Here is a 22,511-nt window from a genome sequence, read left to right on the forward strand (position 1 = left end):
GGCAAAAGGAAGGAATAGTCTATAGGGTAAACCCCAGCATATTTCACCTGAATGCACTCCGATAAACTCCTGCCTCAGCACGAATGCGCTGCCAATCGACAAAGCTAGGTGACTTATGCCGGAAATCAATCTGGATGCAACCGACATCCGAATCCTGAACGAACTACAACGCGACGCCCGCCTGACCAATGTCGAGCTTGCCGCCCGGGTCAACCTGTCGGCCTCGCCCTGCCTGGCCCGTGTCAGGCGCCTGGAAACCGATGGGCTGATCGACCGCCGGGTCACACTGCTGAATGCGCGCAAGCTGGGGCTAAAGGTGAACGTGTTCATCCAGATCTCGCTGGACAAGCAACGCAAGGCCGCGCTGGATGTCTTCGAACGCGAAATTGCCGTGCTGCCGGAAATCATGGAGTGCTATCTGATGTCGGGCGACGCCGACTACCTGATCCGCGCGCTGGTGCCGGACGTGGATGCACTGGAACGCCTGATCGTCGAGCACATCACGCGCATTCCGGGCGTTGCCAGCATCCGTTCAAGCTTTGCGCTGAAGCAAGTGCTCTACACCACCGCCGTGCCGCTTGCCTGATGGCTGGCGCCACGTGATCGGCAAGCTTGCGGGATCCAGCGGGCGCCCGCACAATGATTGCGTCGGCGCCGCATGTGCGCCGGCCTTCCCTCCCATCGCTTAGCAAGGAGCAACCATGCCCGAAACAGAATGGTCCCCCGGCAGCACGCTACCCGATCGTCAGGGTTACTTTGAAGTCGAATTCGACACAGGCGAAACCGAAATCACGCGCTACGGCATGCTGGGTTGGGAACCCGAGCCCGAACGCGGTCGCATCCTGCGATGGCGCGGCCTGGACCCCGACATCGAGGAAGCTGAAATCCAACGCGAAAGCGCCGTGCGTAGTAACGGCGACAACCTGATCGGTTGATGCCGTGGGCTTGGCGAATTAGCCGAGCCAAAATAAAAACGCCGCGGAAAAATCCGCGGCGTTTTTTCATGGGAAAAAGATCTTACCAGTCGAGCTTGGAGATCTTGGTGCCCGCCAGCGAAACCCCAGCCATCAGGCCGCCGTTATTCATCACGAAGCCAACAATCGGCTGCTGCGCCGTGTTGGTGTCGATGCGGCCGTTCGCGCCGATGTTCACCACCGCCACCGTGGCGTCCGCACCCACCGTCCAGCCGCTGCTGTTGCGGAACTTGTTCAATGCGTCATCCGTCATGAACAACAACACCATTGCCTTGGATTGCGCGCCAGCCTGAAAACCGATCGAACCCGCCGTCGTGCTGTAGTAGCCGGCATTGGCCCCGCCCACGCGCAGCACACCGTTGCCGTGCTCGGCGCCCACAATGAAGCTGCCGCTCAATACATCAGGGAACACCAGCACGCCCTTAGCACGCGCCACCAATTCCTTGGACTGCGGCGATGCCTCGTAGAGTTTGGTCAGGGTTGCATTGGCCGCGCTATTCATCGAATCGCGCTTTTCAGTGGCTGATGCGGAAGATTTTGGCGTGGTGGTGGTGCAACCCGCAAACAGCAGGCCTGCCGCACCGATAGCCGCCGCAATGCCTACACGACGCAGGACAGGAAAAGTATCAAGCATGGAACTCTCCTTTATTGTTGTCATCCGCCCCCAATGTACCGGCCAAACCCGCCGGGCCACGGCATCGGATTGTGATAAACGAAACAAAACCTACCTGCTGCCGCCCTGACCCAGGCGGGTCTTCTTCAACAACCGTGCGCCTGCGGGCGAGAAATCACCCCCAATCACACGGCAACATTTGGTAGGGCATTTCCCTACCCGTGCTACATCACTACAGAATGCCGTAGCGGGGTTCGCCCGTCGCCACATCCACGGACACGATGCCCGACAAGACCAGTTCCGCATGACGCCTGGCCACCTCGGCGTTGGCAAACGTGACGAAACGCGGCAGGGACCAGCGTTGCTGTCCACCGTCATTGCCTACCCGGCTGACGATTATCTCGATGGCCAACACGCCTGCATCCAGGCTTACGATTTCACAACCGACTTGAAAACCATCGATATGCCGTTGCGGCACCGAACCCATTCTTTTCGCTCCTGAAATCGAACTCACCGCGCGCAATATGCCAAAAAATATTGGCGCTGAAAAGCAGTCATTTCAACGGGTTATGGCGCACTATTTCGCCTAGTACTGACGCATCTTGCACAACATCTCAAGCGGCGAAATTCCGCCCTTTTCGCGCCGTTTTCATTATTTTTTGCGGTTCAAAAAAAAGCACGATGGACCAGAGCACGATACCCAGGGGTATATTTGCAACGTTCAACAAGAGGCCAAACATCCCCATGCAACCCACTGCTTTCGAACCCGACACCGCCCCCCTGGAAATCCTGCCCCGCGACCTATCGGCATACCGCGAAGGCAACACCGGCATCCCGTACGTGCATCGTTTTGAGTCCGGCGTGCCCGGCCCTCACGTACTGATCAACGCCATCACGCATGGCAACGAAATCTGTGGCATGGTCGCCGCCACCCATTTGCTGGACAACGGCGTGCGGCCGAAGATCGGCACATTGACGGTCAGCTTCGCCCACGTCGAAGCCTATGAGGCCTTCGACATCGACAACCCGTACGAAAACCGCCAACTGGTCCACAACTTGAACCGCATCTGGTCCGCAGCCATGCTGGATGGTGCCGAAGACAGCCCAGAACTGCGCCGCGCGCGCGAATTGCGGCCGGTCTTGGACGCGGCGGACTTCGTGCTGGACATCCACTCGACCCGCGCGCCGGTGCAACCTTTCTGGGTCTACAACGAGATGGACCGCAACACCGCGTTGGCTGCCGCGGTGGGCGCCCCCGCCGTGCATCTGGTCATGCCGCAGCACAAGTTTCCCGGCACGGGCGTGATGGGCTATGGCCACCATGGTGACCCGTCGTCCGACAGCGGTGGTGCGCTGGTGGTCGAATGCGGCCAGCACTTTGCGCGTTCGGCCGCTGAACTGGCCACCGACGTGACGCTGCGCTTCCTTGCCCACACCGGTTTGATCGATGCGCCCCAGGACGCCGCGCCCCCGCCCGTGCCCCAGCGCTACCGCCTGCTTGAAGTGCACATGGTGAAGTCTGAAGACTTCCGCTTCACCCGCCCGGTCATTGGCTTTGAAACCTTCGACAAAGGCGAGTTGATAGCCACGAATGGCGCAGAGGAAATTCGGTCGCCGTGTGACCATTGCACGATCTTCATGCCCACGCGCATGCCGATCGTTGGCCGCGAAGCGGTCTATTTGACGGTCGCCATCTAAGCGCTGGCGACCGCATCCCTGGGCGCGTCTGGGATATCCGTCTTAGGTATCCGACTTACGTATCCGGAATCAGGCGCTTGCCCAGGCTCACGACCTCGTCCAGTTGAAAGCCCAGGCTCTTGTAGAAGCCCTGCACGCCCAGGTTGCCCGAACGGATCAGCAGATTGATCTTCGGACAGCCCATGGCAAGCAAGCGAGCTTCAAGGGCATGCATCAGCACCGTGGCGTAGCCTCGCCGCTGATGCGCCGGCGACACCGCCAGGTAATTCACCCAGCCGCGATGCCCGTCATAGCCGCCCATCACCGTCGCGACGATGGCGCCGTCAATCCTGCCCACCAAAAACAGATCGGCTTGCACAGTCGCTTTGCGCGCGATGTCCTTGACCGGATCGTTCCAGGGGCGCGTCAGGCCGCAGTCGCGCCATAACTGGATCAGGGCGGCCTCATCGGCGGGGTGATAGGGCTGGATGGCCAGTGCTTGAATAGTCATGCTTCGTTCCTGTAGCGAGGAAAACGAAGGCCTGGCGAACCGTCTCGTGCGTATCAAGGCAAGCAATGTGCACACCACAGACCCTGCAAACAAAAAGGCCACGAGAGGTATCGTGGCCTTCAAGGGAGAGCGCCGCAAACGCGGCGCCTTGACGTGACTAGCCACTCAACATAAGCGTCGAGTGACTCGTCGGTTGCCTGCCCGGCATGCGGGAGAAAAATGCAGTGCGTTCATGCGGGCCAGCATACACGAGGCCCTTGTGCACAATCAAGGTGGATTCAGCCCAGTTCTGGCGCGGGCAAGGTCCCTTCCATCACCACCACCGCGTGACCCGCCACGCCAGCCCATACGCCATCGGCGCGGGGTTCGGCATGCGCCAGCAACAGGCTGGCCCGGCCCATGTCCACCCCCTGCCCTACGCGCAATTCCAACTTCCCGCGCCCGCGCAACGCTGCGCGCAGCGCCGTGACGGCCGCCGTGGCGCTGCCGGTGGCGGGGTCTTCCGTCATGCGGCCGGTGAACATCCGCGCCTGGATATCGGTCGGCGCGTCGACCGTGTCGCCGCTGGTGTCAGTGGTGTAGACGTAGATCGACTTCGCCCCGTCCAACGGCAACAGCGCCGCGTAGCCGTTCGAATCCGGCGACGCGCGGCGCAAGGCGTCGCGGCTGGCCAACTGCGCCACCAGGAATATCAAACCCACCGACACCACCTGCGGCGCATGCTCGGACATCTCGATATCGGACGGCTCCAATTTCAGCGCACGCGCCAGGTCCGCGGCCGAGACTTCGCTGGCGCGTGACAACGGTTGCGGCGCTTGCAGCTCCACGCTTTCCACGCCCTTGGCGCCCGACCGCAGGGCGATGCGCACCAGGCCCGCAGCCTCTTCAAACACAAAAGCATCCGGCGCCGGGCGCCCCGCCGCGACCATTTCGCGCGCCAGCACCACCGCCGTACCCACATTCGGATGCCCCGCGAACGGCACCTCGCGATCAGGCGTGAAGATCCGCACCCAGGCCGTATTGGCACGATCTTTCGGCGGCAGTACGAAGCTGGTTTCCGAGTAATTGAATTCGCGGGCAATGCGCTGCATCTGCGCACCATCCAGGCCCTCGGCATCCAGCACGACCGCCAGAGGGTTGCCGCAATAGGTCTGCGTGGTGAATACATCGGCCGTCACGTAGCGGTAGCGCATCAAAGGTCTCCCGTTGGCATGTGAATGCCAAGAGTATGCGCGCCGGTGCAAGGGTTGCGACAGGCACAGAAAGCCACGACTTTCGCCATAACAGCGCGGCGCGCGCGCAGGTCGAGTACCCTGTCCTCCTGGGCCGTCCTCGCGGCCCGAAGCGCGCTTTACTCCTGCAAGGAATGCACCATGGAAAACCCTTTTGGCGACGCCGACGAACCCGTTATCGGCCACCGGCAATACCTGATCTTGATCGCGGCGTCGAAAGACAACGCCTCACTCGCCCAAAAGCAGCTTGAAAACCTGAAGAAGCACGTGGATGAACGCGCCGCGCCGCTATGGATCGACGCCAAGGGTATAGGCGTTTTGCTGACGACGGATATGGTGGCCTCGGAAATCTGGCGCGCCATGTTCCAGAAGGAACCGGGCCAAGACCTTGGCGATACCCGCAACATGCTGGTGCTGGAACTAGGCAAGGATTGGGCAGCACGCCGGGACGACAAGATCGAACACTGGCTGGCCTCGCACGTCGGAACCCCACTGGCGCCGATGCCGCGCGGCGCGGGCAAGAAACGTTAAGGCTGAAGCGCTGAAGCCTAGGCAGTGGCCGTGGCCGAGGCGCTACAGCCTACAGGGTTAAAACCTGAAACGCTGAAGCCTGTAGCGCGCGCTCAGGCCTGATTGGCGATGCGATGGATGAACGCCAAGATCTCGACGGTCAATTCGGCCGGCCGGTCCAAGCTGGGCAAATGGGCCGTGCCGGACAAGGTTTGACCAGTGCCGTTCGCCAGCATCGTCGCCACCTGCCGGCTTCGTGCCTGAATATGTGGAAAATCGCAGTCACCCCACATCACCAGCGCCGGCTTGCGGATCTCATTTAAACGCCAGTAGGTGGGCAAATCATCTAGGCTTACTCCACCATACGGCGACTGCAATATGGCGGCATTCATTTCAAGAAAGCGCTGACGTGCAGCGCCCGCTACGCGCCCTTCCGGTTCACAAGGCCCGTCCAGGAACAACCGCGCCTTCAACATGTTCACGCGATCTTTGTCGCCGTCGGCCTCGGCCTGCTTCAGCACCGCCATCAGTGCTTTGACGTTGGCCGGAAACTCCGGCTCGGGCGCGCCTGGCACCGTCGGTGCAATCAACACCAGCCCCCGCACGCGGGAAGGATGTAGCAGCGCAGCGTCCAGCGCCACCCGCGCCCCCTGCGAGCATCCAATCAAGATCACCGGCTTGCCGTCCGCCAAGGCATCAATCACTGCTATCAAATCCGCAACCGCCGAATAATCCTCTGCCACGGCATGCGTCTTCCCATAGCCACGCCGGTCATACGCAATGCCCTTGTTGCCGGCCGCAATGCCCGACATCTGCACATCCCACATGCGGCGGTCGCAAATGGCGGCGTGCAAGAACACGACCGGGTCGCCGCTACCCTCCGCTTCCGCAAAAAGCGTCGCACCGCCGCAAGGGATTTGATGTTGTGTACGCATGGCTCACGCAACCACGGCGGGATCGCCCGCCGTATCGGCTGTTTGCGGCACGGACTCGCGATACGCCACCGCGCACATCACCGTCACGATCACAAGCATGCCGATGCTGATCAGCATGCCGGCTAAGCTGAACCCAACGCCAGACGTCGTCGGGTAAGGCGCCACGTCCGCCACCATGGTCTTGGTAAAGCCCACGGACACAAGCAAGACGAACAGCGCAGTGACCAAGGGCCAACGCTTGAAAAGCATGGCATCGCGCATTGCCTTGAAGCCGTATTCACCCGCCGCAACGGCACGCACCCAACTCAACGCCACCACCGCGCCACCATACACAAACGGTATCCAAAGCAAGCCCAGCACAATGAACAGCGCGATGAAGAATCCGGCATCGCCCACGCCATTCATCGCGAAGTAAAGCAATATTGGGATATCAGCGGACGCCCGCAATAACGCGCCCACCACGACCACAAAGAGCACCAGCAAAGCCAGATGCTTGGCCTCGGCGTTGCTTCCTCGCGCAAGCTGCGACGCCGCCGCATCACGGCCGACAAGCATCCCAAGCCAGGCAAAGGTCACCCGCGCCAACGCCAGCAGGTTCACCATGGCCAGCAGTAGAAACACAAACTGCATCGTGCCCGCGGAGTTGGACAACAGCAACGCGAAAGGCAGCGTAACGATGAACGCGGCCAATGACCCAGGCGCGGTCGCCATCATTCGACGGCCTTGTTGACGGATGGCTTTGAAGGTCAACGCGATGAACTGAGTTCCAGCGAGTTTGCTAGCCACAGGCTTGCCTTTGGGGGACTGAGATGGAGCGATACGTTACACCAGAGTCCGTGATTTTCGTTGGGATTCAATGGTGGCTCCAACTGACGCAGGGAAACCGGTCAGTCAATGGGATTCATGCGCGTCGACCGCATCGTTGCCATGGTCAGAAAGCTGGGCATCAAACCACTTGTGCAACGCACCTACCAGGGGCGCTTCTTTCGCTGTGTATGTCAGCTGCGCTCCACCTTTGACTTCCTGGTAGGCAATGTCGAGTTGCCCAGGGCTGGCGGCCTTCAGTTCAGCCAATCCCGGCATGTTTTGACCATGGATGTGACTCGGACCCGAGAAGTCTCCCTTCAAGAACTGCGCTTGGATCTCCTGCAAATGCTGCCGAATCCGCGCCACTTGATCAGCGTCTGACGCATTCTTCGCCACCACTCGTTGAACGCCGCCGTCCGTACTCTTGGTGAAAATATGGGTCGTGGCTGACAAGCTGAAAGGCATCACATCTTTGCCCCGCTCGGAAACCACTGTCTGACGCCGCGCGTCAGCCTTCACTTTCATGTGAGCGGCATGGTCCATCTGGGAATGATCCATCGGCGACGAATCGGTGTTCTGCGCTTGAGCGAAACCAATCAATGCAGAGAAAGCGAGCGCCACTGCAATTAGCTTCCGCATTCTTGATCTCCGGGTAGTTGTCGCAACGCTTGAGCAAGCGCATTACACGTAGCAATGATCACACGCCTGCGTTGACGGCATTGAACCGACAACAATAGAGCAAAGCCCCCATGGCGTTCCAGCAATGAGAAAGGGGGTTAGTGATTTTCATCACTAACCCCCTTAGGGTATTGCTGGTCGGGACGGCGGGATTCGAACTCGCGACCCCTTGCACCCCATGCAAGTGCGCTACCAGGCTGCGCTACGCCCCGAAAGAAAAAGAGTATAGCAGAACAAAAAATTGTTTGCACGGATTGGTGCAAAAAAAGTGCTGAATACTCAAAAAAATTTGCGCCTCATGTTCGTCGCTTGCATCAGCTACATACAAGACGGCGCATGACGCGCAAAGGCACTGCGATGTGCAACGCGCGCTGCTGGATCAGCGGCGCGCGTTGCGGATGTTGCGTACTGTCGGAAGATCTTTGACGACGATGAAGCGGTAGATCAGCTCAGCGCTCAGACCGCGGTGCCAACGTTGCTGTTGCTTGCGGTGTTGGCGGAGCTGGTCGCGTTCGCAGGCAAGCCCAAAGCATCGGCCAACATCGTCGAGACGTTGGCGAGTTCGTTGCGCAAGCCTTGCATTTCGGCACCGGACAAGCGCACCGCCGCGTCCTGATCGTGCGGCATGTCGCGCGCGTCGCCCAAGCGATTGCGTGCGCCGCTGATGGTGAAGCCTTGTTCATACAGCAAGGAACGGATGCGGCGGATCAGCAGCACTTCGTGGTGCTGATAGTAGCGGCGGTTGCCGCGCCGCTTGACCGGCTTGAGCTGGGTGAATTCCTGCTCCCAGTACCGCAAGACATGAGGCTTGACGCCGCACAGCTCGCTGACTTCACCAATGGTGAAGTAACGCTTGGCGGGAATGGGCGGTAGCGTAACGGTGGATTCAGTACGTGTCATAAGCGAATTTTATGCCGCGAGTAAGCCGGGTGCCGATAACAATTACCGACAAAGCGTATCACTCCGCGGCGTCGGGTGCAGCAGGGGTGGCCTGCTCCACCACGCTCTTGAGTTTTTGACTCGCGTGGAACGTGACCACGCGGCGTGCGGCGATGGGAATGGTCTCGCCGGTCTTGGGGTTGCGGCCCGGGCGCGGCGGTTTGTCGCGCACCTGGAAATTGCCAAAACCCGAGAGCTTGACGGAATCTCCGCGCGCCAGAGCGTCGCGGATTTCCTCGAAGAAGGTATCGACAATGTCCTTGGCTTCGCGTTTGTTCAAGCCGACCCGCTCGAAGAGCAGTTCGGCCAGCTCAGCCTTGGTCAGGGTGCGTGGCTCGGCAGCAAGCATACTGTTCCCCATGGTTCATGTACGCTGGCGCGCGCCGTGGGCACTGACCAATGCATCCTTGATGCGGGACAGGCAATCCGCCACACGAGCTTCGTCCAGGGTGACTTCAGTGTCCTGTAGCCAGAAACGGAAAGCAAGGCTTTTCTCCGTGACGGGCTCGCCGCCATGAGCCTTCTCGCGCCACACGTCGAACACGCGCGCGTCCTGCACAACGGCCAGTTGGGCATCGGCCTTAACGGCTGCGAACACGGTGTCCAGCATCGATTGCGTGGAGACGGATGCGTCGACCCACAGCGCCAGATCGCGCACCACCACCGGCTGACGCGAGAGCTCGCGCACTTGGGGCAGCTCACCTTCAGACAGCGCGTCCACGTCCAGCTCAAACACGACAGGTGCATGCGCCAAGTCGGCTTGTTGCGCCCAACGCGGATGCAGTTCGCCGAGCCAGCCCACTTGCTTGCCGTCCAGTTCGATGCGGGCACTGCGGCCCGGATGCAGTGCAGGATGGGCGGCGGCTTCGAAACGCAAGCGGCGGCCGCGTGCGCCGAATAGCGCCTCGACGTCCATCTTCACGTCAAAGAAATCGACTTGGCGCGTGGCAATGCCCCACTGCTCTTCAACGGCCGGGCCCCAGGCGGCGCCCGACAAACGCATCGGCTGGCGCACACCTGCGACTTCCAGGGGACCATCTTGCGCGTCGGCGTCGCGCATGAAGACGCGACCCAGTTCGAACACACGAACGCGCGACTGCTTGCGGTTGGCGTTGTGACGGATGTTGGCAACCAAACCGCCGATCAGGCTTGAACGCATGACCGACAAATGGCTGGCAATCGGGTTCACCAGGCGCACGGGCGTGTCGTTGCCGGCGTAGTCGCGTTCCCAGTCGGCTTCGACGAAGCTGTAGTTGACGACTTCCTGGTAATCCTGCGCGGCGGTCAGGCGGCGCAGCGCGTGCGCGCCGCGATGCACTTCGGGCTGCGAGAACATTTTGGCGCGGGCCATCGGCGGCACGTCGGGAATGCTTTCGAAACCGTAGATGCGAGCCACTTCCTCGATCAGGTCTTCCTCGATCTCAAGATCGAATCGATACGACGGCGGATTGACGATGAAGTCATCGCCTTCAACCGTGAATTCCAGACCCAGGCTGGCGAAAATCTTCGCGACCTGTTCCTGCGTGACGGGCACGCCCAGCACGCGATGGCAACGCGCCAGGCGCATGCGCACGGGCGGACGCGCCGGCAGGTTCACGATCTGATCGTCCAAGGGGCCAACCTGGCCGCCGCAGATATCAACGATCAGGCGCGTGATGAATTCAATGTGCTCGGGGATGCTGGCGTAGTCCACGCCACGCTCGAAGCGATGGCTGGCTTCCGAGCTGAACTTGTAGCGGCGCGCGCGGCCGGCGATGGCTTGCGGCCACCAGAACGCGGCTTCCAGATAGATGTTCTGCGTGTCCAGCGTCACGGAGGTGGCTTCGCCGCCCATGATGCCGGCCAGGCTTTCCACCTGATCACCAGCGACGACGACGCCCACCTTCGGGTCCAGCGCGACGGTCTGGCCGTTCAACAGTTCCAGCGTTTCACCTTCGCGCGCCCAGCGCACGGAGATGTCGCCGCCGATCTTGTCCAGATCGAACACGTGCGACGGACGGCCCAGCTCAAGCATCACGTAGTTCGAGATGTCGACCAAGGCCGACAGCGAACGTTGGCCGGCACGCTCCAGGCGCGACTTCATCCAGTCGGGCGTTGCAGCGCGGGCGTTCACGCCGCGGATCACGCGACCGCCGAAACGGCCGCACAGATCAGGGGCTTCAATCTTGACGGGCAGGCGCTCATCAAGCTGCACGGGCACGGCAACGGCCGTGGGCACGGACAGCGGAGCCCCCGTCAGCGCGGCCACTTCACGCGCCACGCCAAGGATCGACAGACAGTCGGCGCGGTTGGGCGTGAGCTTGAGCGTGAAGAGCGTGTCGTCCAGATCGAGCGCTTCGCGGATGGACTGGCCGGGCACCATGTCGGCGGGCAGTTCCAACAGGCCGGCGTGGTCTTGCGACAAGCCCAGCTCGCGGGCCGAGCACAGCATGCCCGACGATTGCACGCCGCGCATTTTCGCGACGCCGATCTTCATGCCGCCGGGCAGTTCTGCGCCCACGCGGGCCAGCGGCACCTTCAGGCCGGCAGCCGCGTTCGGTGCACCGCACACGATTTGCAGGCGTTCGCCAGAGCCATCGTCCACTTGGCAGACGCGCAGCTTGTCGGCGTCGGGATGCGGAGCGATCTCAACGATGGGGCCCACGACCACGCCGGTAAAGGGCGGTGCGGCAGGCGCGGTGTCTTCGACTTCCAGGCCGGCCATGGTAAGCCGGTGCGCGAGTTCGTCGGTTGCGATCGGAGGGTTGACCAGCGTACGCAGCCAGGATTCGGGAAATTGCATGATCAGCCGTCTGTTATTCGTTGAACTGGCGCAGGAAGCGCAAATCGCCTTCGTAGAACTGGCGCAGGTCGTTGACGCCGTAGCGCAACATCGTCAGGCGCTCAAGTCCGGAGCCGAAGGCAAAGCCGATGTAGCGCTCGGGATCCAGGCCGAAGTTGCGCACCACTTCGGGGTGCACCTGACCCGAGCCGGAAATTTCCAGCCAGCGGCCACGGTTGGGCCCCGAGGTGAACATCATGTCGATTTCGGCGGACGGTTCCGTGAACGGGAAGAACGACGGACGGAAACGCACGACGAGATCATCGCTTTCAAAGAAGCAACGCAGGAAATCGGTGTACACGCCTTTCAGATCGGCAAACGAGATGTCCTCGGCGATCCAGAGACCTTCCACCTGGTGGAACATGGGCGAGTGCGTGGCGTCGCTGTCGACGCGATAGGTGCGCCCAGGTGCGATCACCTTGATGGGCGGCTTGTGCATGCGGGCGTAGCGCACCTGCATGGGGCTGGTGTGCGTGCGCAGCAGCAGCGGCAGGCCGTCGGCGTCGTTCATGTCGACGTAGAACGTGTCCTGCATGGAACGCGCCGGATGATCCAGCGGGTTGTTCAATGCGGTGAAATTGGTCCAGTCGTTTTCCACTTCGGGGCCGTCGGCCACGTCGAAGCCAATGGAACGGAAGATGGCTTCCACACGTTCCCAGGTCCGGATCACCGGATGGATGCCTCCAGGCGCGCGACCACGGCCCGGCAGGGTGACGTCAATGGTTTCAGAGGCCAGTCGGGCATCCAGTTCCGCCTGCGCCAATGCGGCGCGGCGCGAATTCAAGAGCTCTTCGACTTGTTGCTTGGCCTGATTGATCCGGGCGCCCATCTCGCGCTTCTGCTCGGGATCGAGTTTGCCCAGGCCTTTCAGCAGCACCGTCAGTGCGCCTTCCTTACCCAGGAATCGAGCCTTTGCGTTCTCAAGCGCGGCGGCATCCGTAGCCGCGGCGAACCGTTCTTGCGCCTGGGAGACCAGGTCGTCAACCAATAGAGTCATGAAATCCAGCCTTCAAAACGCAAACGGGGCTATTACAGCCCCGTTTGCAGCGATGCGCGATGAGTTAAAGCGCGCGATCAGGCAGCCAAGGCAGCCTTGGCTTGTTGCACGATGGCGGCAAAGCCGGCCTTGTCGCGCACGGCCAGGTCGGACAGAACCTTACGGTCCAGTTCGATCGAAGCCTTCTTCAGGCCAGCGATGAACACGCTGTAGCTGACGCCATGTTCGCGGACAGCAGCGTTGATACGCGTGATCCACAGAGCACGGAACGTGCGCTTCTTGTTACGGCGGTCGCGGTAGGCGTATTGGCCAGCGCGCATGACTGCTTGCTTGGCAATACGGAACACATTACCGCGGCGGCCACGGTAACCCTTGGCGGCGGCAATGACTTTTTTGTGACGTGCGCGGGCAGTTACGCCGCGTTTGACGCGAGGCATATTAGATCTCCCTTATCAAGCGAAAGGCATCATGGCCTTGACGGAGGCCACGTTGGATTCATGAACGGCCGTCGAGCCGCGCAATTGACGCTTGGCCTTCGTGGTCTTCTTGGTCAGAATGTGGCGCTTGAACGCCTGACCGCGCTTGATGGAGCCGCTGCCGCGAACCTTAAAGCGCTTGGAAGCGCTTTTCTTGGTTTTCATCTTGGGCATGATGATTCCCTAAACTTAAACTCGTAGTTGATTTGACATGACGCGAGGTGCTTGACGCTGGTGGCTGACAGCCCAAAGGCTGGTACCGACACAACGGCAAAACTTGTAGACCTGTTGCCACTTCTTGGGGGTACTGCTGGGGTACTGCTGGGGTTCTACTGATGCACTACTACCGGCAACGCCTGACCTACAGCGCCACCGCTTGCCCGGAATTTCTCCCAGGCTTTCCTTCCTGGAACTTGGCAAACAAGCAGCCCAGACCCGGGAAAGCCTTTGATTATATGGTGATTTCCGGGCGGTTGTCGAGCCGAAATACGGAATAACCCGAGGCGGGTGCTCAGCCCGGCTTCCAAGCAACCTTACAAACCCGGCCGGCGGTACTGAACCGCCTGCGCGACATGGCTGGTGCCCAGCACGTCCACCCCCTCCAGATCGGCGACCGTACGGGCAACCCGCAATGCGCGGTGCAAGGCTCGGCCGGACCCGGACAGACGACGCATGGCCTGAAACAGCAGCGCCTGGGCGTCTGCCTGCATCACGCAGTACTGATCAAGCTCCGCGCCGCTCAATGCGGCGTTCAGCTTGCCCTGGCGGTCTTGCTGACGCTGACGACATCGCCGCACGCGCTCCGACACATGGCTTGAGGCCTCTCCCGCCGGCCCCGCCATCGACTCGGGATCCGACGGCGGCAGCGCGACATGCAGATCGATACGGTCCAGTAGCGGCCCCGATATCTTGCCTACATAACGAGCAACCTGGTCCGGCCGGCACACGCAGGCCCGCACGGGGTGCCCGCGCCAACCGCATGGGCAGGGATTCATCGCGGCGATCAGTTGAAAACGCGCCGGAAACTGCGCGGCGTGCAACGCCCGGGCGATAACCACCCTGCCCGCCTCCAGGGGCTCGCGCAGCGCCTCCAGGGTACGGCGGCTGTACTCGGGCAATTCGTCCAGGAACAGCACGCCGTTGTGCGCCAGGCTGATCTCGCCGGGGCGCGGCCGGCTTCCCCCTCCCACCAGGGCGGCAACGGATGCGGAATGGTGCGGCGCGCGAAACGGCGGCTCGCCCATCAGGGTCTGCGGCAAGCCCGCCAAGGCGGCGACGGCCGCCGCCTCAAGCGCTTGTGACCGGCTCAATGGCGGCAGCAGCCCCGGCAAACGCGCCGCCAGCATGCTTTTACCGGCCCCCGGCGGGCCTACCATCAGCAAACTGTGCCCGCCTGCGGCGGCCACTTCCAACGCCCGCCTGGCGACAGCCTGCCCTCGCACATCCGACAGGCATGGCCCGGGTGGCGCTTGCGGCCATGCCTTCGGGATGGCGTCGGGCAGCAATTGCGCGCCCGAGGCATGCGCGGCGACATCGGCCAAACTGCGCGCTGACAAGACACGCAAGTCTGGCACCCAGGCGGCTTGTTCGGCGCTGCCCGCCGGCAAAATCAGCGTAGCGCCGGGAGCATCGCGAGCCACGCTCAACGCAATGACCAATGGCGCGGCAACCGGCACCAACGCGCCCGTCAGCGATAGCTCGCCCGCGAACACCAGATCCGCCAGCGATTGATCAGCCGCAGGCGGCTTGCCCGCCACGTCGCCACCGGCGGGCGCGGCCAGTTGGCCAGACGCCAGCAACAAGCCCAATGCGATGGGCAGATCAAAGCGCCCCGATTCCTTCGGGATGTCAGCCGGCGACAAATTGACCGTGATTCGTCCGGAAGGAAAATCGAATCCGCTGTTCAAAATCGCGGCACGCACGCGTTCGCGGCTTTCGCGCACTTCCGTGTCGGCAAGCCCCACGACGTTGAAGCTGGGCAGCCCAGGGCCTAAATGGGTTTCGACCCGGACGGCGTGCGCATGCATGCCGCTAAGCGCGCGGCTGGCAAGTACGGCAAGCGTCAAGACAGTCTCCGTGTATGCAAGACCGTCAGTATCGGCAATTCCGCCCGCGGGCCGCAGGCCCAGCGGGACAATGATGTCCCTTATCAAGACTGCATTGCCGCCAAAGCAAAACGACCGCACATGGCGGTCGTTTTACTGCAAGCCGGCGAACCGGCTGGCGATCAATCACTTGTCCAATGCGGACAAACGCGATTCCATCTGCTGCACCTGAGCCGAAAGTTGATCAACGCGAGCGCGCGTACGGGCCAACAAATCAGCTTGCACGTCGAACTCTTCGCGGGTGACCAGATCCAGCTTCGAAAACGCCTGAGTCATCATCGCGCGCACGTTGCGCTCTACATCCGCGGCCGGGCTGCGGGCGATCAGGTCGGAAATATTCTTCTGGATGTCTTCCATCCACTGGGTGCGATTGTTCATGGCGGCCTCTCGTGTTCTTGATGGCTCAAGTGTAGTGCTTTGGCAGCCCGTCGCAGGCAGGCAGCGAAACGCCAGGCAAAAAAAAGGGCGGGCCGCATGCGGTGACCGCCCATCAAAGCACAGGAGAAAACCGGGCTGCCATGGCGGCAACCCCCTACCAACATCGTTACGGGCAACCTACCTGGCTTATCGACTACGCGAATAAGTCAGACGACTGCTTGCACTGCACCAACAATTGCGACTTATTCTTCAAGGCGTTCCACCGACCACAACGCGCTTGGCGCCGGGCTTGCTCACCAATTTAGGTGAGCTTTTGTTGATTCTTCGTCAGGTGATGCTTCGCAACAAGCTGATGCGTGTAAACCCTGGTATCACGCATGGCCGTAATTTTGGGCGCTTGAGAGCACGCATCGGCCCCCGTTTTTCGCACCGTCGCACCCCCTGCGGCCCCGGCCCGCATAGCTGCGAGCCGCATCGCCGCTTGTCGCACAGCCAGCCCGAGGGATGCAAAACGCCATACAAACGGCTACGGGCGCAGCATTAACTGGCTACAAATACCGAGTCTGAAACATATTTGGTTGCACACCCCAGGATCCCCACGTTACGCACCAAATTGAGGCCGCCTCATGGTGCACGACGCCCCATATTGGTGCAGTCAGGCACAACTCGAGCGCCTGCACCCCGTATTCCGCGCACCAGGAAACATGGCATGGATATTGCTTGATAGTCGTAGCCAACGTGCAACCAAGAGAGGAAATGCCATGAAACTCATCATCGCCATCATCAAGCCCTTCAAGCTCGACGAAGTGCGGGTGGCTCTATCCGGGATCGGCGTCCAGGGCCTGACTGTTACCGAAGTAAAGGGTTTTGGCCGTCAAAAGGGCCATACCGAGCTGTATCGCGGCGCGGAATACGCCGTCGACTTCCTGCCCAAGCTGCGCGTCGAAGCGGCCGTGCCTGACCACCTTGTCGATCAAGTCATCGAAGCGATCGAGCAAGCTGCTCGTACCGGCAAGATCGGCGACGGCAAGATCTTTGCCGCGCCCCTGGAACAAGTTATCCGTATCCGCACGGGTGAAGCTGGCGAAGCTGCGCTGTAAATAAATAAATAAAGACTCATTGGAGCCTGAAAATGGATAAAGCAGATATCTCCTGGTTGCTCGTCTCTACCCTACTCGTATTGATGATGGCCGTACCCGGTCTGGCGATGTTCTATGGCGGCCTGGTACGCAGCAAGAACGTGTTGTCTGTGTTGCTGCAAGTGCTGTGCACGTTCGTGCTGGGCCTGGTTCTCTGGTTCATCTACGGTTATTCGCTTGCCTTCACCGAGGGCAACGCCTTCTTCGGCGGCCTGTCGCGCGCCTTCTTCTCTGGCATGTTCAACCCGGCAGATGGCTCCTACGCCATGTCGAACAGCCTGACCGAGCTGCTGTTCGCCTCGTTCCAGGCTACGTTCGCCGGCATCACCTGCGCACTGATCGTGGGCAGCTTCGCCGAACGCGCCCGCTTCTCGGCGGTGCTGGTATTCACGGTGATCTGGTTCACGTTCGCCTACGTGCCGATCGCCCACATGGTGTGGTTCGCTTCCGAAACGGCGCCTGGCCTGCTGAACGCCAAGGGCGCGCTGGACTTCGCCGGCGGCACCGTGGTGCACATCAACGCCGGTGTGGCTGGCCTGGTGGGCGCCTATGTAGTGGGCAAGCGCGTGGGCTACGGCCGCGAAGCGATGCAGCCGCACAACCTGCCGATGACCTTCGTGGGCGCCGCCCTGCTGTGGGTGGGCTGGTTCGGCTTCAACGCGGGTTCGGCCTTGGCCGCCAATGAGAACGCCACCCTGGCCTTCTTCAACACCATGATCGCCACCGCGGGCGCCGTCCTGGCCTGGCTGTTCACGGAATGGGCTGTCAAGGGCAAGCCCTCGATGCTGGGTGCCGCCTCTGGCGCTATCGCCGGCCTGGTGGGCATCACCCCCGCAGCCGGCCTGGTTGGCCCGGTGGGCGCACTGATCATCGGTGTTGTCGCCGGCGTGGTTTGCGTCTGGGGTGTGAATGGCCTGAAGCGCCTGCTGCGTGCCGATGACGCGCTGGATGTGTTCGGCGTGCACGGCGTGGGCGGTATCGTCGGCGCCCTGCTGACCGGCGTGTTCAACGCGCAAGTCCTCGGTGGCCCCGGCCTGGCCGAACCCGGCATGATCGCCCACCAATTGTGGGTCCAGCTGGAAGGCGTGCTGCTGACCATCGTCTGGTCCGGCGTGGTGGCGTGGATTGCCTACAAGATCGCCAACGCCCTGTGCGGCCTGCGTGTGCCGGAAGATCAGGAACGCGAAGGCCTGGACGTGACGAGCCACGGCGAATCGGCTTATCACAGCTAAATCGGTATGACGGGCCCGCAGCACTTGTTGCAGCGGGCCTTGCAGGAAAGCGGCGCCGGGGTTTAAACCCGGCGCCGTTTTTCATTGCGGATATCGACGGGCCTGCAAAACACCTCGCAAGAAAAACGCCCCATCACGGGGCGTTCGGCGTAAGGCGATTCAGGCAGGGATCAGACCGGATCCAGTGCATCCAGGTCAACAGGCAAGGCGCGGTTCAGCGCCGTGGCCACCTTGATCCGCAGGGCATTCGAGTGCGCGCGGCGCACCTCGCGCTTCACGTCCAGCAATTGCTGCGGATGCATGGAAAATTCGGTCAGGCCCAGACCCAAGAGCAGCCGGGTCATGCGCGAATCGCCCGCCATTTCGCCGCACACGGCCACCGGTTTGCCGGCGCGCTCGCCGGCATTGATGGTGTTGGCCACCAGCCGCAAGACGGCGGGGTGCAGCGGGTCGTACAGCGACGCCACATCGTGGTCGCCGCGGTCAATGGCCAGCGTGTACTGGATCAGGTCGTTGGTGCCGATGGACAGGAAATCCAGCGCCTGCGCGAAAGGCTCGATAGCAATCGCGATGGCGGGCACCTCCACCATGGCGCCCACTTCCATGTGCGGCGCATAGGCCTGGCCGCGCGCATCAAGCTCGCGGCGGGCGGACTCAATGGCCGCCTTGGTAGCCACCACTTCATGCATGTGCGCAATCATGGGGATCAGCAGACGGACCGGCCCGTGCGCCGATGCGCGCAAGATGGCGCGCAACTGCGTGGCGAACATTTCGGGACGCGCCAGGCAGTAGCGGATTGCGCGCTGCCCCAAGGCAGGATTGGTGGCGACTGTTGCTTCGCCATCCAGCGTCTTGTCAGACCCGATATCCAAGGTGCGGATCGTGACGGGCCTGCCCGCCATGACCTTGACTACCGAGGAATAGGCTTCGTACTGCTCTTCCTCGCCGGGCAGGTCCGGGCGCCCCATGAACAGGAATTCACTGCGGAACAAGCCGATGCCATGCGCGCCCGAGGCCAGCGCCAGGGCGGCCTCTTCGGGCAGCTCGATATTGGCGTGCAGCACGATATCGATGCCATCCAGCGTCACGGATGGCTCGTCGCGCAGCAGGCCGAGCTCGGCGCGCTCGTCGGCGTACACCGCCTGACGGCGGCGATATTACTGAAGAATGCGATCCGACGGGTTGACCACCACCGCGCCCGCCGCGCCGTCGATGATGAGCATGTCACCATCACGCACCAGCTCGCGCACGTTACCCATGGCCACCACGGCGGGCACACCCATGCTGCGCGCCACGATGGCGGTGTGGGACGTGGGGCCGCCCAGGTCGGTCACAAAGGCTGCGAAACGGCCGCCGCGCAAGCGCAGCATGTCCGCGGGAGAAATGTCGTGCGCCACAACCACCAGCGCGTCGTCGCCACCCATATGCGACATATCGGGCAGGATGGCCGACGTACCGGCCAGCACATGCAGCACCCGTTCAATTACCTGGCGGACGTCGGCCCCGCGCTCGCGCAGGTATTCGTCTTCCATGGCATCGAACTGTTGGCCCAGCATCTGCCCTTGCGTCGTCAGCGCCCATTCGGCGTTGTAGTGGCGTTCAGCAATAAGGCCTAGCGTTTGCTCGGCCAACAAGGGATCGCCCAGCAGCAGGCTGTGCACGTTCAGCATGGCGCCCAGCTCGCGCGGCGCGTCGGCAGGCAGCGTGTCGGCCAGTTGCCGAAGTTCATGCTGCGCCGATGCCAGTGCCTCGGTTAGGCGGCTGCTTTCGGCAGCCACGTCCTCGGGGGCAATCCGGTAGTGCGCCACTTCCAGCGCCGCGGCGCCCATGACGACCGCGCGTCCGATCGCATATCCCTTCGCAACGCCTTTGCCATAAAGACAAACGACGGGACTGGCACCGCCAGCCCCGTCGTGGGGATTGTTCAGGGTCGTAGACCGGCCAGCCTGGGCTATGCCCGGGCGGGCGGATTCAGGGGTTGTTCTATTCCTGCTCACCGAATTTGCTGTCGAACAGAGTTTCGATTTCGGAAAGTGCTTGCTCGGCATCGCTGCCGGAAGCGTCCAGTTTGACCGTCACACCCAAGCCGGCCGCCAACATCATGACGCCCATGATGCTCTTGGCGTTCACACGCTGCGCGCCACGAGAGATAAAGACCTCGCTTGAAAATTTGCTGGCCAGCTGTGTCAGCTTGGCTGCGGCACGCGCATGCAAACCCAATTTATTGCTGATGACGATGTCTTTAGTAGGCATAGGAAATATTATGACCGCGGATTAACGCCGCAGTGTTGATCGCAGCAAAGCGCCGAACACCAACCGCATTTTTTTGACTTGAATTGCCAGCCGACATATTAGGGCAAATTCCAGCGCAAATTCTGCCCGTCAGTCTACACGCAAGACGCCCTGCACTCCGCCCGCCAGGGCCTTCTCGCGCGTTTCGGCCAACGGAAGATTGCGGTAGGTCAATGCGCGCAGCAGCATCGGGGTGTTCAACCCCGCCAGAACGCAGCATTGGATGCCCTGCGCCTGGGCATCGGCCACGGCGCGCTTCGAGATGTTGGCGGGCGTGGCGCCGATCAAGTCCGTCAGCACAAGCACGCCTGCCCCGTGATCCTGGCCCAGGATGTCCTTCAGAACGGCGGGCGCCTGTTCATCGGGCCGGTCTTCGGGCTGGATATCGTGAATGGCCAGCATGCCGTCAAGGTCGCCCATGACGTGACTGGCGCATTCCCGCATCGCCGCGCCCAAAGGCGCGTGCACGACGATAACAATACCCGTGGTCATGACGGTTTCCAGAGAGATCAGGCCGCGAGAGCAGTCGTCGCCACGGCCTTTTCAAGCGCCTGGACGAACATGCCCGCGACATCGAAACCGGTCTGTTCGGCAATCTCTACGAAACAGGTGGGGCTAGTGACGTTGACTTCGGTGACGTAATCGCCAATGACGTCCAGGCCGACCAACAGCAGGCCGCGAGCGGCAAGCTTGGGGGCCACGGCTTCGGCGATTTCGCGATCGCGCGCGGACAATTCTTGCGCGACGCCACGGCCGCCGGCCGCCAGGTTGCCGCGCGTTTCGCCGGCCAAGGGAATGCGCGCCAGCGAATACGGCACCGGCTCGCCGCCGATCAGCAGGATGCGCTTGTCACCGTTGACGATCTCAGGGATATACCGTTGGGCCATGATGGTGCGCGCGCCGTTGTCGGTCAGCGTTTCCAGGATGGCGTTCAGGTTGGGATCTTTGGGCTGCAAGCGGAACACGCCGGTGCCACCCATGCCATCAAGCGGCTTCACGATCACGTCGTGATGCGTGTCGTGAAAGGCTTTCAGGCGAGCCATGTTGCGCGTCACCAGCGTCGGGGCGGTGAACTCGCTGATCTCGGTGATAGCCAGCTTTTCGGGATGGTTGCGAATGGCGGCGCCGGTATTGAACACGCGCGCGCCTTGCGCCTCGGCGTATTCAAGCAGGTGCGTGGAATACACGTATTCCATGTCAAAGGGAGGGTCTTTGCGCATGACCACGGCGCCAAAATCCGCCAGCGGCAGATCTTGCGCGGCGGACTCCGCCCACCAGTCGTGGCCGTGCAAATCGGCGTCCGCCACCAGCGCGATGGGCGTGGTGACAGCCTTGACCGTGCCGGCCTCAATGTAGAGGTCGCCCTGCATGGCCACGCTAAGCGTGTGACCGCGCGCCACGAGGGCACGCATCATGGCAACCGAACTGTCCTTGTACGCCTTGAGAAGCGGCAAGGGATCAATAACGAACAATACATGCATCGCGACACCCTGAACGTACGCCCCCATACCTAGTGGGAAGGCGGCTTTTTTACATCGTAGCGCAGAGCCGCCCAATAAGCGAACCCGCCGGTCACACAATGGACGGCGGGTCGGATGGGAAGCGGCCTAGCCCTCTAAGGAAGGCCAAGGCTGGAACTTACGCCGCCGTCTCAGGCTTACCCGCGGCGGGCACGGCCTTCTTCTTGGGCGCCAGCACCATGACCATCTGACGGCCTTCGAGCTTCGGCATGGCTTCGACCTGGGCAAGTTCCAGCAGATCGTCACGCACACGTTCAAGCACGCGCATACCAAGTTCCTGGTGGGCCATTTCGCGGCCACGGAAGCGCAGCGTCACCTTGGCCTTGTCGCCTTCTTCGAGGAAGCGGCGCAGGTTGCGCAGCTTGACTTGGTAGTCGCCCTCGTCGGTGGCCGGACGGAATTTGACTTCCTTGACCTGGATGACCTTCTGCTTGGAACGAGCTTCGGCTTGGCGCTTCTGCTCTTGGTACTTGAACTTACCGTAGTCCATCAAACGGCAGACCGGCGGCTCGGCGTTCGGCGCGATTTCCACCAGATCCACGTCGCTTTGCTCGGAAAGACGGAACGCGTCGGCAATCTTGACGATGCCCAGCTGTTCTCCTTCCAGACCTATCAGGCGCACCTCGGGGACGCGGATTTCACCGTTGATGCGATTGGCTTTTTCAGTGGCGATGT

The 22,511-nt window shown here is 61.8% G+C and carries 25 protein-coding genes, 1 tRNA gene and 1 pseudogene; 6 read left to right on the forward strand and 21 right to left on the reverse strand.

Annotated features, from left to right (window positions below):
- Nucleotides 1–115 precede the first annotated feature (115 nt).
- Together ACE04A_RS11025 and ACE04A_RS11030 are read left to right on the forward strand one after the other, a co-directional pair.
- Complete coding sequence (locus ACE04A_RS11025; RefSeq protein WP_006218755.1) at nucleotides 116–586, forward strand: Lrp/AsnC family transcriptional regulator; 471 nt, start codon at nucleotides 116–118, stop codon at nucleotides 584–586.
- A gap of 115 nt (nucleotides 587–701) precedes the next feature.
- Complete coding sequence (locus tag ACE04A_RS11030; protein WP_100855170.1) at nucleotides 702–935, forward strand: hypothetical protein; 234 nt, start codon at nucleotides 702–704, stop codon at nucleotides 933–935.
- Nucleotides 936–1,017: 82 nt separating this feature from the next.
- On the opposite strand, the gene ACE04A_RS11035 is transcribed toward ACE04A_RS11030, so the two are convergent.
- Entirely contained in the window at nucleotides 1,018–1,608 is a 591-nt protein-coding gene (locus ACE04A_RS11035; RefSeq protein ID WP_279994390.1) for a BPSL1445 family SYLF domain-containing lipoprotein, read from the reverse strand.
- Nucleotides 1,609–1,819: 211 nt separating this feature from the next.
- Nucleotides 1,820–2,074 carry a hypothetical protein gene (locus ACE04A_RS11040; protein ID WP_259249156.1) on the reverse strand — a complete coding sequence of 85 codons (255 nt, stop codon included), beginning with the start codon at nucleotides 2,072–2,074 and terminating at the stop codon, nucleotides 1,820–1,822.
- A 257-nt stretch (nucleotides 2,075–2,331) separates the two neighbouring features.
- On the opposite strand from ACE04A_RS11040, the gene ACE04A_RS11045 reads away from it, so the two are divergent.
- Nucleotides 2,332–3,285 carry a M14 family metallopeptidase gene (locus ACE04A_RS11045; RefSeq protein ID WP_427965543.1) on the forward strand — a complete coding sequence of 318 codons (954 nt, stop codon included), beginning with the start codon at nucleotides 2,332–2,334 and terminating at the stop codon, nucleotides 3,283–3,285.
- 55 nt (nucleotides 3,286–3,340) lie between these two features.
- Here ACE04A_RS11045 and ACE04A_RS11050 read toward each other — a convergent pair whose 3' ends face one another.
- Entirely contained in the window at nucleotides 3,341–3,775 is a 435-nt protein-coding gene (locus tag ACE04A_RS11050) for a GNAT family acetyltransferase (protein WP_438859379.1), read from the reverse strand.
- Nucleotides 3,776–4,053: 278 nt separating this feature from the next.
- Complete coding sequence (locus tag ACE04A_RS11055) at nucleotides 4,054–4,968, reverse strand: PhzF family protein (protein ID WP_279994387.1); 915 nt, start codon at nucleotides 4,966–4,968, stop codon at nucleotides 4,054–4,056.
- Nucleotides 4,969–5,148: 180 nt separating this feature from the next.
- Between ACE04A_RS11055 and ACE04A_RS11060 the strand changes: the two genes are divergently transcribed.
- Entirely contained in the window at nucleotides 5,149–5,538 is a 390-nt protein-coding gene (locus ACE04A_RS11060) for a hypothetical protein (protein WP_259249160.1), read from the forward strand.
- A gap of 92 nt (nucleotides 5,539–5,630) precedes the next feature.
- On the opposite strand, the gene ACE04A_RS11065 is transcribed toward ACE04A_RS11060, so the two are convergent.
- The 12 genes from ACE04A_RS11065 to ACE04A_RS11120 all read right to left on the reverse strand — a co-directional run bounded on the left by ACE04A_RS11065 (nucleotide 5,631) and on the right by ACE04A_RS11120 (nucleotide 15,653).
- Nucleotides 5,631–6,452, reverse strand: coding sequence for an alpha/beta fold hydrolase (locus tag ACE04A_RS11065; protein WP_448719154.1), 822 nt, complete (start codon nucleotides 6,450–6,452; stop codon nucleotides 5,631–5,633).
- A gap of 3 nt (nucleotides 6,453–6,455) precedes the next feature.
- On the reverse strand, nucleotides 6,456–7,238 hold the full coding sequence (locus ACE04A_RS11070) for a hypothetical protein (RefSeq protein WP_448719155.1): 783 nt from the start codon (nucleotides 7,236–7,238) through the stop codon (nucleotides 6,456–6,458).
- Nucleotides 7,239–7,343: 105 nt separating this feature from the next.
- Nucleotides 7,344–7,898 (reverse strand): aspartate carbamoyltransferase, encoded by a 555-nt coding sequence (locus ACE04A_RS11075; RefSeq protein WP_448719156.1) that lies wholly within the window; start codon nucleotides 7,896–7,898, stop codon nucleotides 7,344–7,346.
- 174 nt (nucleotides 7,899–8,072) lie between these two features.
- A tRNA-Pro gene (locus ACE04A_RS11080) sits at nucleotides 8,073–8,149 on the reverse strand.
- A gap of 244 nt (nucleotides 8,150–8,393) precedes the next feature.
- Nucleotides 8,394–8,837, reverse strand: coding sequence for a MerR family transcriptional regulator (locus tag ACE04A_RS11085; protein WP_100855160.1), 444 nt, complete (start codon nucleotides 8,835–8,837; stop codon nucleotides 8,394–8,396).
- Between the two features lie 58 nt (nucleotides 8,838–8,895).
- A complete protein-coding gene (locus tag ACE04A_RS11090; RefSeq protein WP_006218744.1) occupies nucleotides 8,896–9,237 on the reverse strand; it encodes an integration host factor subunit alpha in 342 nt (113 codons plus the stop codon).
- Between the two features lie 3 nt (nucleotides 9,238–9,240).
- On the reverse strand, nucleotides 9,241–11,658 hold the full coding sequence (pheT, locus tag ACE04A_RS11095; protein WP_485820124.1) for a phenylalanine--tRNA ligase subunit beta: 2,418 nt from the start codon (nucleotides 11,656–11,658) through the stop codon (nucleotides 9,241–9,243).
- Between the two features lie 13 nt (nucleotides 11,659–11,671).
- On the reverse strand, nucleotides 11,672–12,694 hold the full coding sequence (pheS, locus tag ACE04A_RS11100; protein ID WP_006218742.1) for a phenylalanine--tRNA ligase subunit alpha: 1,023 nt from the start codon (nucleotides 12,692–12,694) through the stop codon (nucleotides 11,672–11,674).
- A gap of 77 nt (nucleotides 12,695–12,771) precedes the next feature.
- On the reverse strand, nucleotides 12,772–13,131 hold the full coding sequence (rplT, locus tag ACE04A_RS11105; protein WP_100855158.1) for a 50S ribosomal protein L20: 360 nt from the start codon (nucleotides 13,129–13,131) through the stop codon (nucleotides 12,772–12,774).
- 15 nt (nucleotides 13,132–13,146) lie between these two features.
- A complete protein-coding gene (gene rpmI / locus ACE04A_RS11110; protein ID WP_006218740.1) occupies nucleotides 13,147–13,344 on the reverse strand; it encodes a 50S ribosomal protein L35 in 198 nt (65 codons plus the stop codon).
- A 359-nt stretch (nucleotides 13,345–13,703) separates the two neighbouring features.
- Nucleotides 13,704–15,236, reverse strand: a complete 1,533-nt coding sequence (locus ACE04A_RS11115) for a YifB family Mg chelatase-like AAA ATPase (RefSeq protein ID WP_485820125.1) — start codon at nucleotides 15,234–15,236, stop codon at nucleotides 13,704–13,706.
- Between the two features lie 165 nt (nucleotides 15,237–15,401).
- Nucleotides 15,402–15,653, reverse strand: a complete 252-nt coding sequence (locus tag ACE04A_RS11120; protein WP_100855156.1) for an accessory factor UbiK family protein — start codon at nucleotides 15,651–15,653, stop codon at nucleotides 15,402–15,404.
- 761 nt (nucleotides 15,654–16,414) lie between these two features.
- On the opposite strand from ACE04A_RS11120, the gene ACE04A_RS11125 reads away from it, so the two are divergent.
- Together ACE04A_RS11125 and amt are read left to right on the forward strand one after the other, a co-directional pair.
- Nucleotides 16,415–16,753 (forward strand): P-II family nitrogen regulator, encoded by a 339-nt coding sequence (locus ACE04A_RS11125; RefSeq protein WP_006218735.1) that lies wholly within the window; start codon nucleotides 16,415–16,417, stop codon nucleotides 16,751–16,753.
- Between the two features lie 32 nt (nucleotides 16,754–16,785).
- Complete coding sequence (gene amt / locus ACE04A_RS11130; protein WP_259249166.1) at nucleotides 16,786–18,024, forward strand: ammonium transporter; 1,239 nt, start codon at nucleotides 16,786–16,788, stop codon at nucleotides 18,022–18,024.
- 170 nt (nucleotides 18,025–18,194) lie between these two features.
- On the opposite strand, the pseudogene ptsP reads toward amt, so the two are convergent.
- The 5 genes and pseudogenes from ptsP to infC all read right to left on the reverse strand — a co-directional run bounded on the left by ptsP (nucleotide 18,195) and on the right by infC (nucleotide 22,509).
- A pseudogene (gene ptsP / locus ACE04A_RS11135) lies at nucleotides 18,195–20,072 on the reverse strand (phosphoenolpyruvate--protein phosphotransferase).
- Nucleotides 20,008–20,277 carry an HPr family phosphocarrier protein gene (locus tag ACE04A_RS11140; protein WP_100855154.1) on the reverse strand — a complete coding sequence of 90 codons (270 nt, stop codon included), beginning with the start codon at nucleotides 20,275–20,277 and terminating at the stop codon, nucleotides 20,008–20,010. The pseudogene ptsP and the gene ACE04A_RS11140 overlap by 65 nt, the downstream one beginning before the upstream one ends.
- 129 nt (nucleotides 20,278–20,406) lie before the next feature.
- Nucleotides 20,407–20,808 (reverse strand): PTS sugar transporter subunit IIA, encoded by a 402-nt coding sequence (locus tag ACE04A_RS11145; RefSeq protein WP_050448596.1) that lies wholly within the window; start codon nucleotides 20,806–20,808, stop codon nucleotides 20,407–20,409.
- A 17-nt stretch (nucleotides 20,809–20,825) separates the two neighbouring features.
- Nucleotides 20,826–21,797, reverse strand: a complete 972-nt coding sequence (gene gshB / locus ACE04A_RS11150) for a glutathione synthase (RefSeq protein ID WP_448719157.1) — start codon at nucleotides 21,795–21,797, stop codon at nucleotides 20,826–20,828.
- A 157-nt stretch (nucleotides 21,798–21,954) separates the two neighbouring features.
- Nucleotides 21,955–22,509: a translation initiation factor IF-3 gene (infC, locus tag ACE04A_RS11155; protein WP_259249286.1), complete on the reverse strand. Its 555-nt coding sequence runs from the start codon at nucleotides 22,507–22,509 to the stop codon at nucleotides 21,955–21,957.
- Between the last annotated feature and the right edge of the window lie 2 nt (nucleotides 22,510–22,511).

This window comes from Achromobacter colocynthidis, from assembly GCF_057334535.1.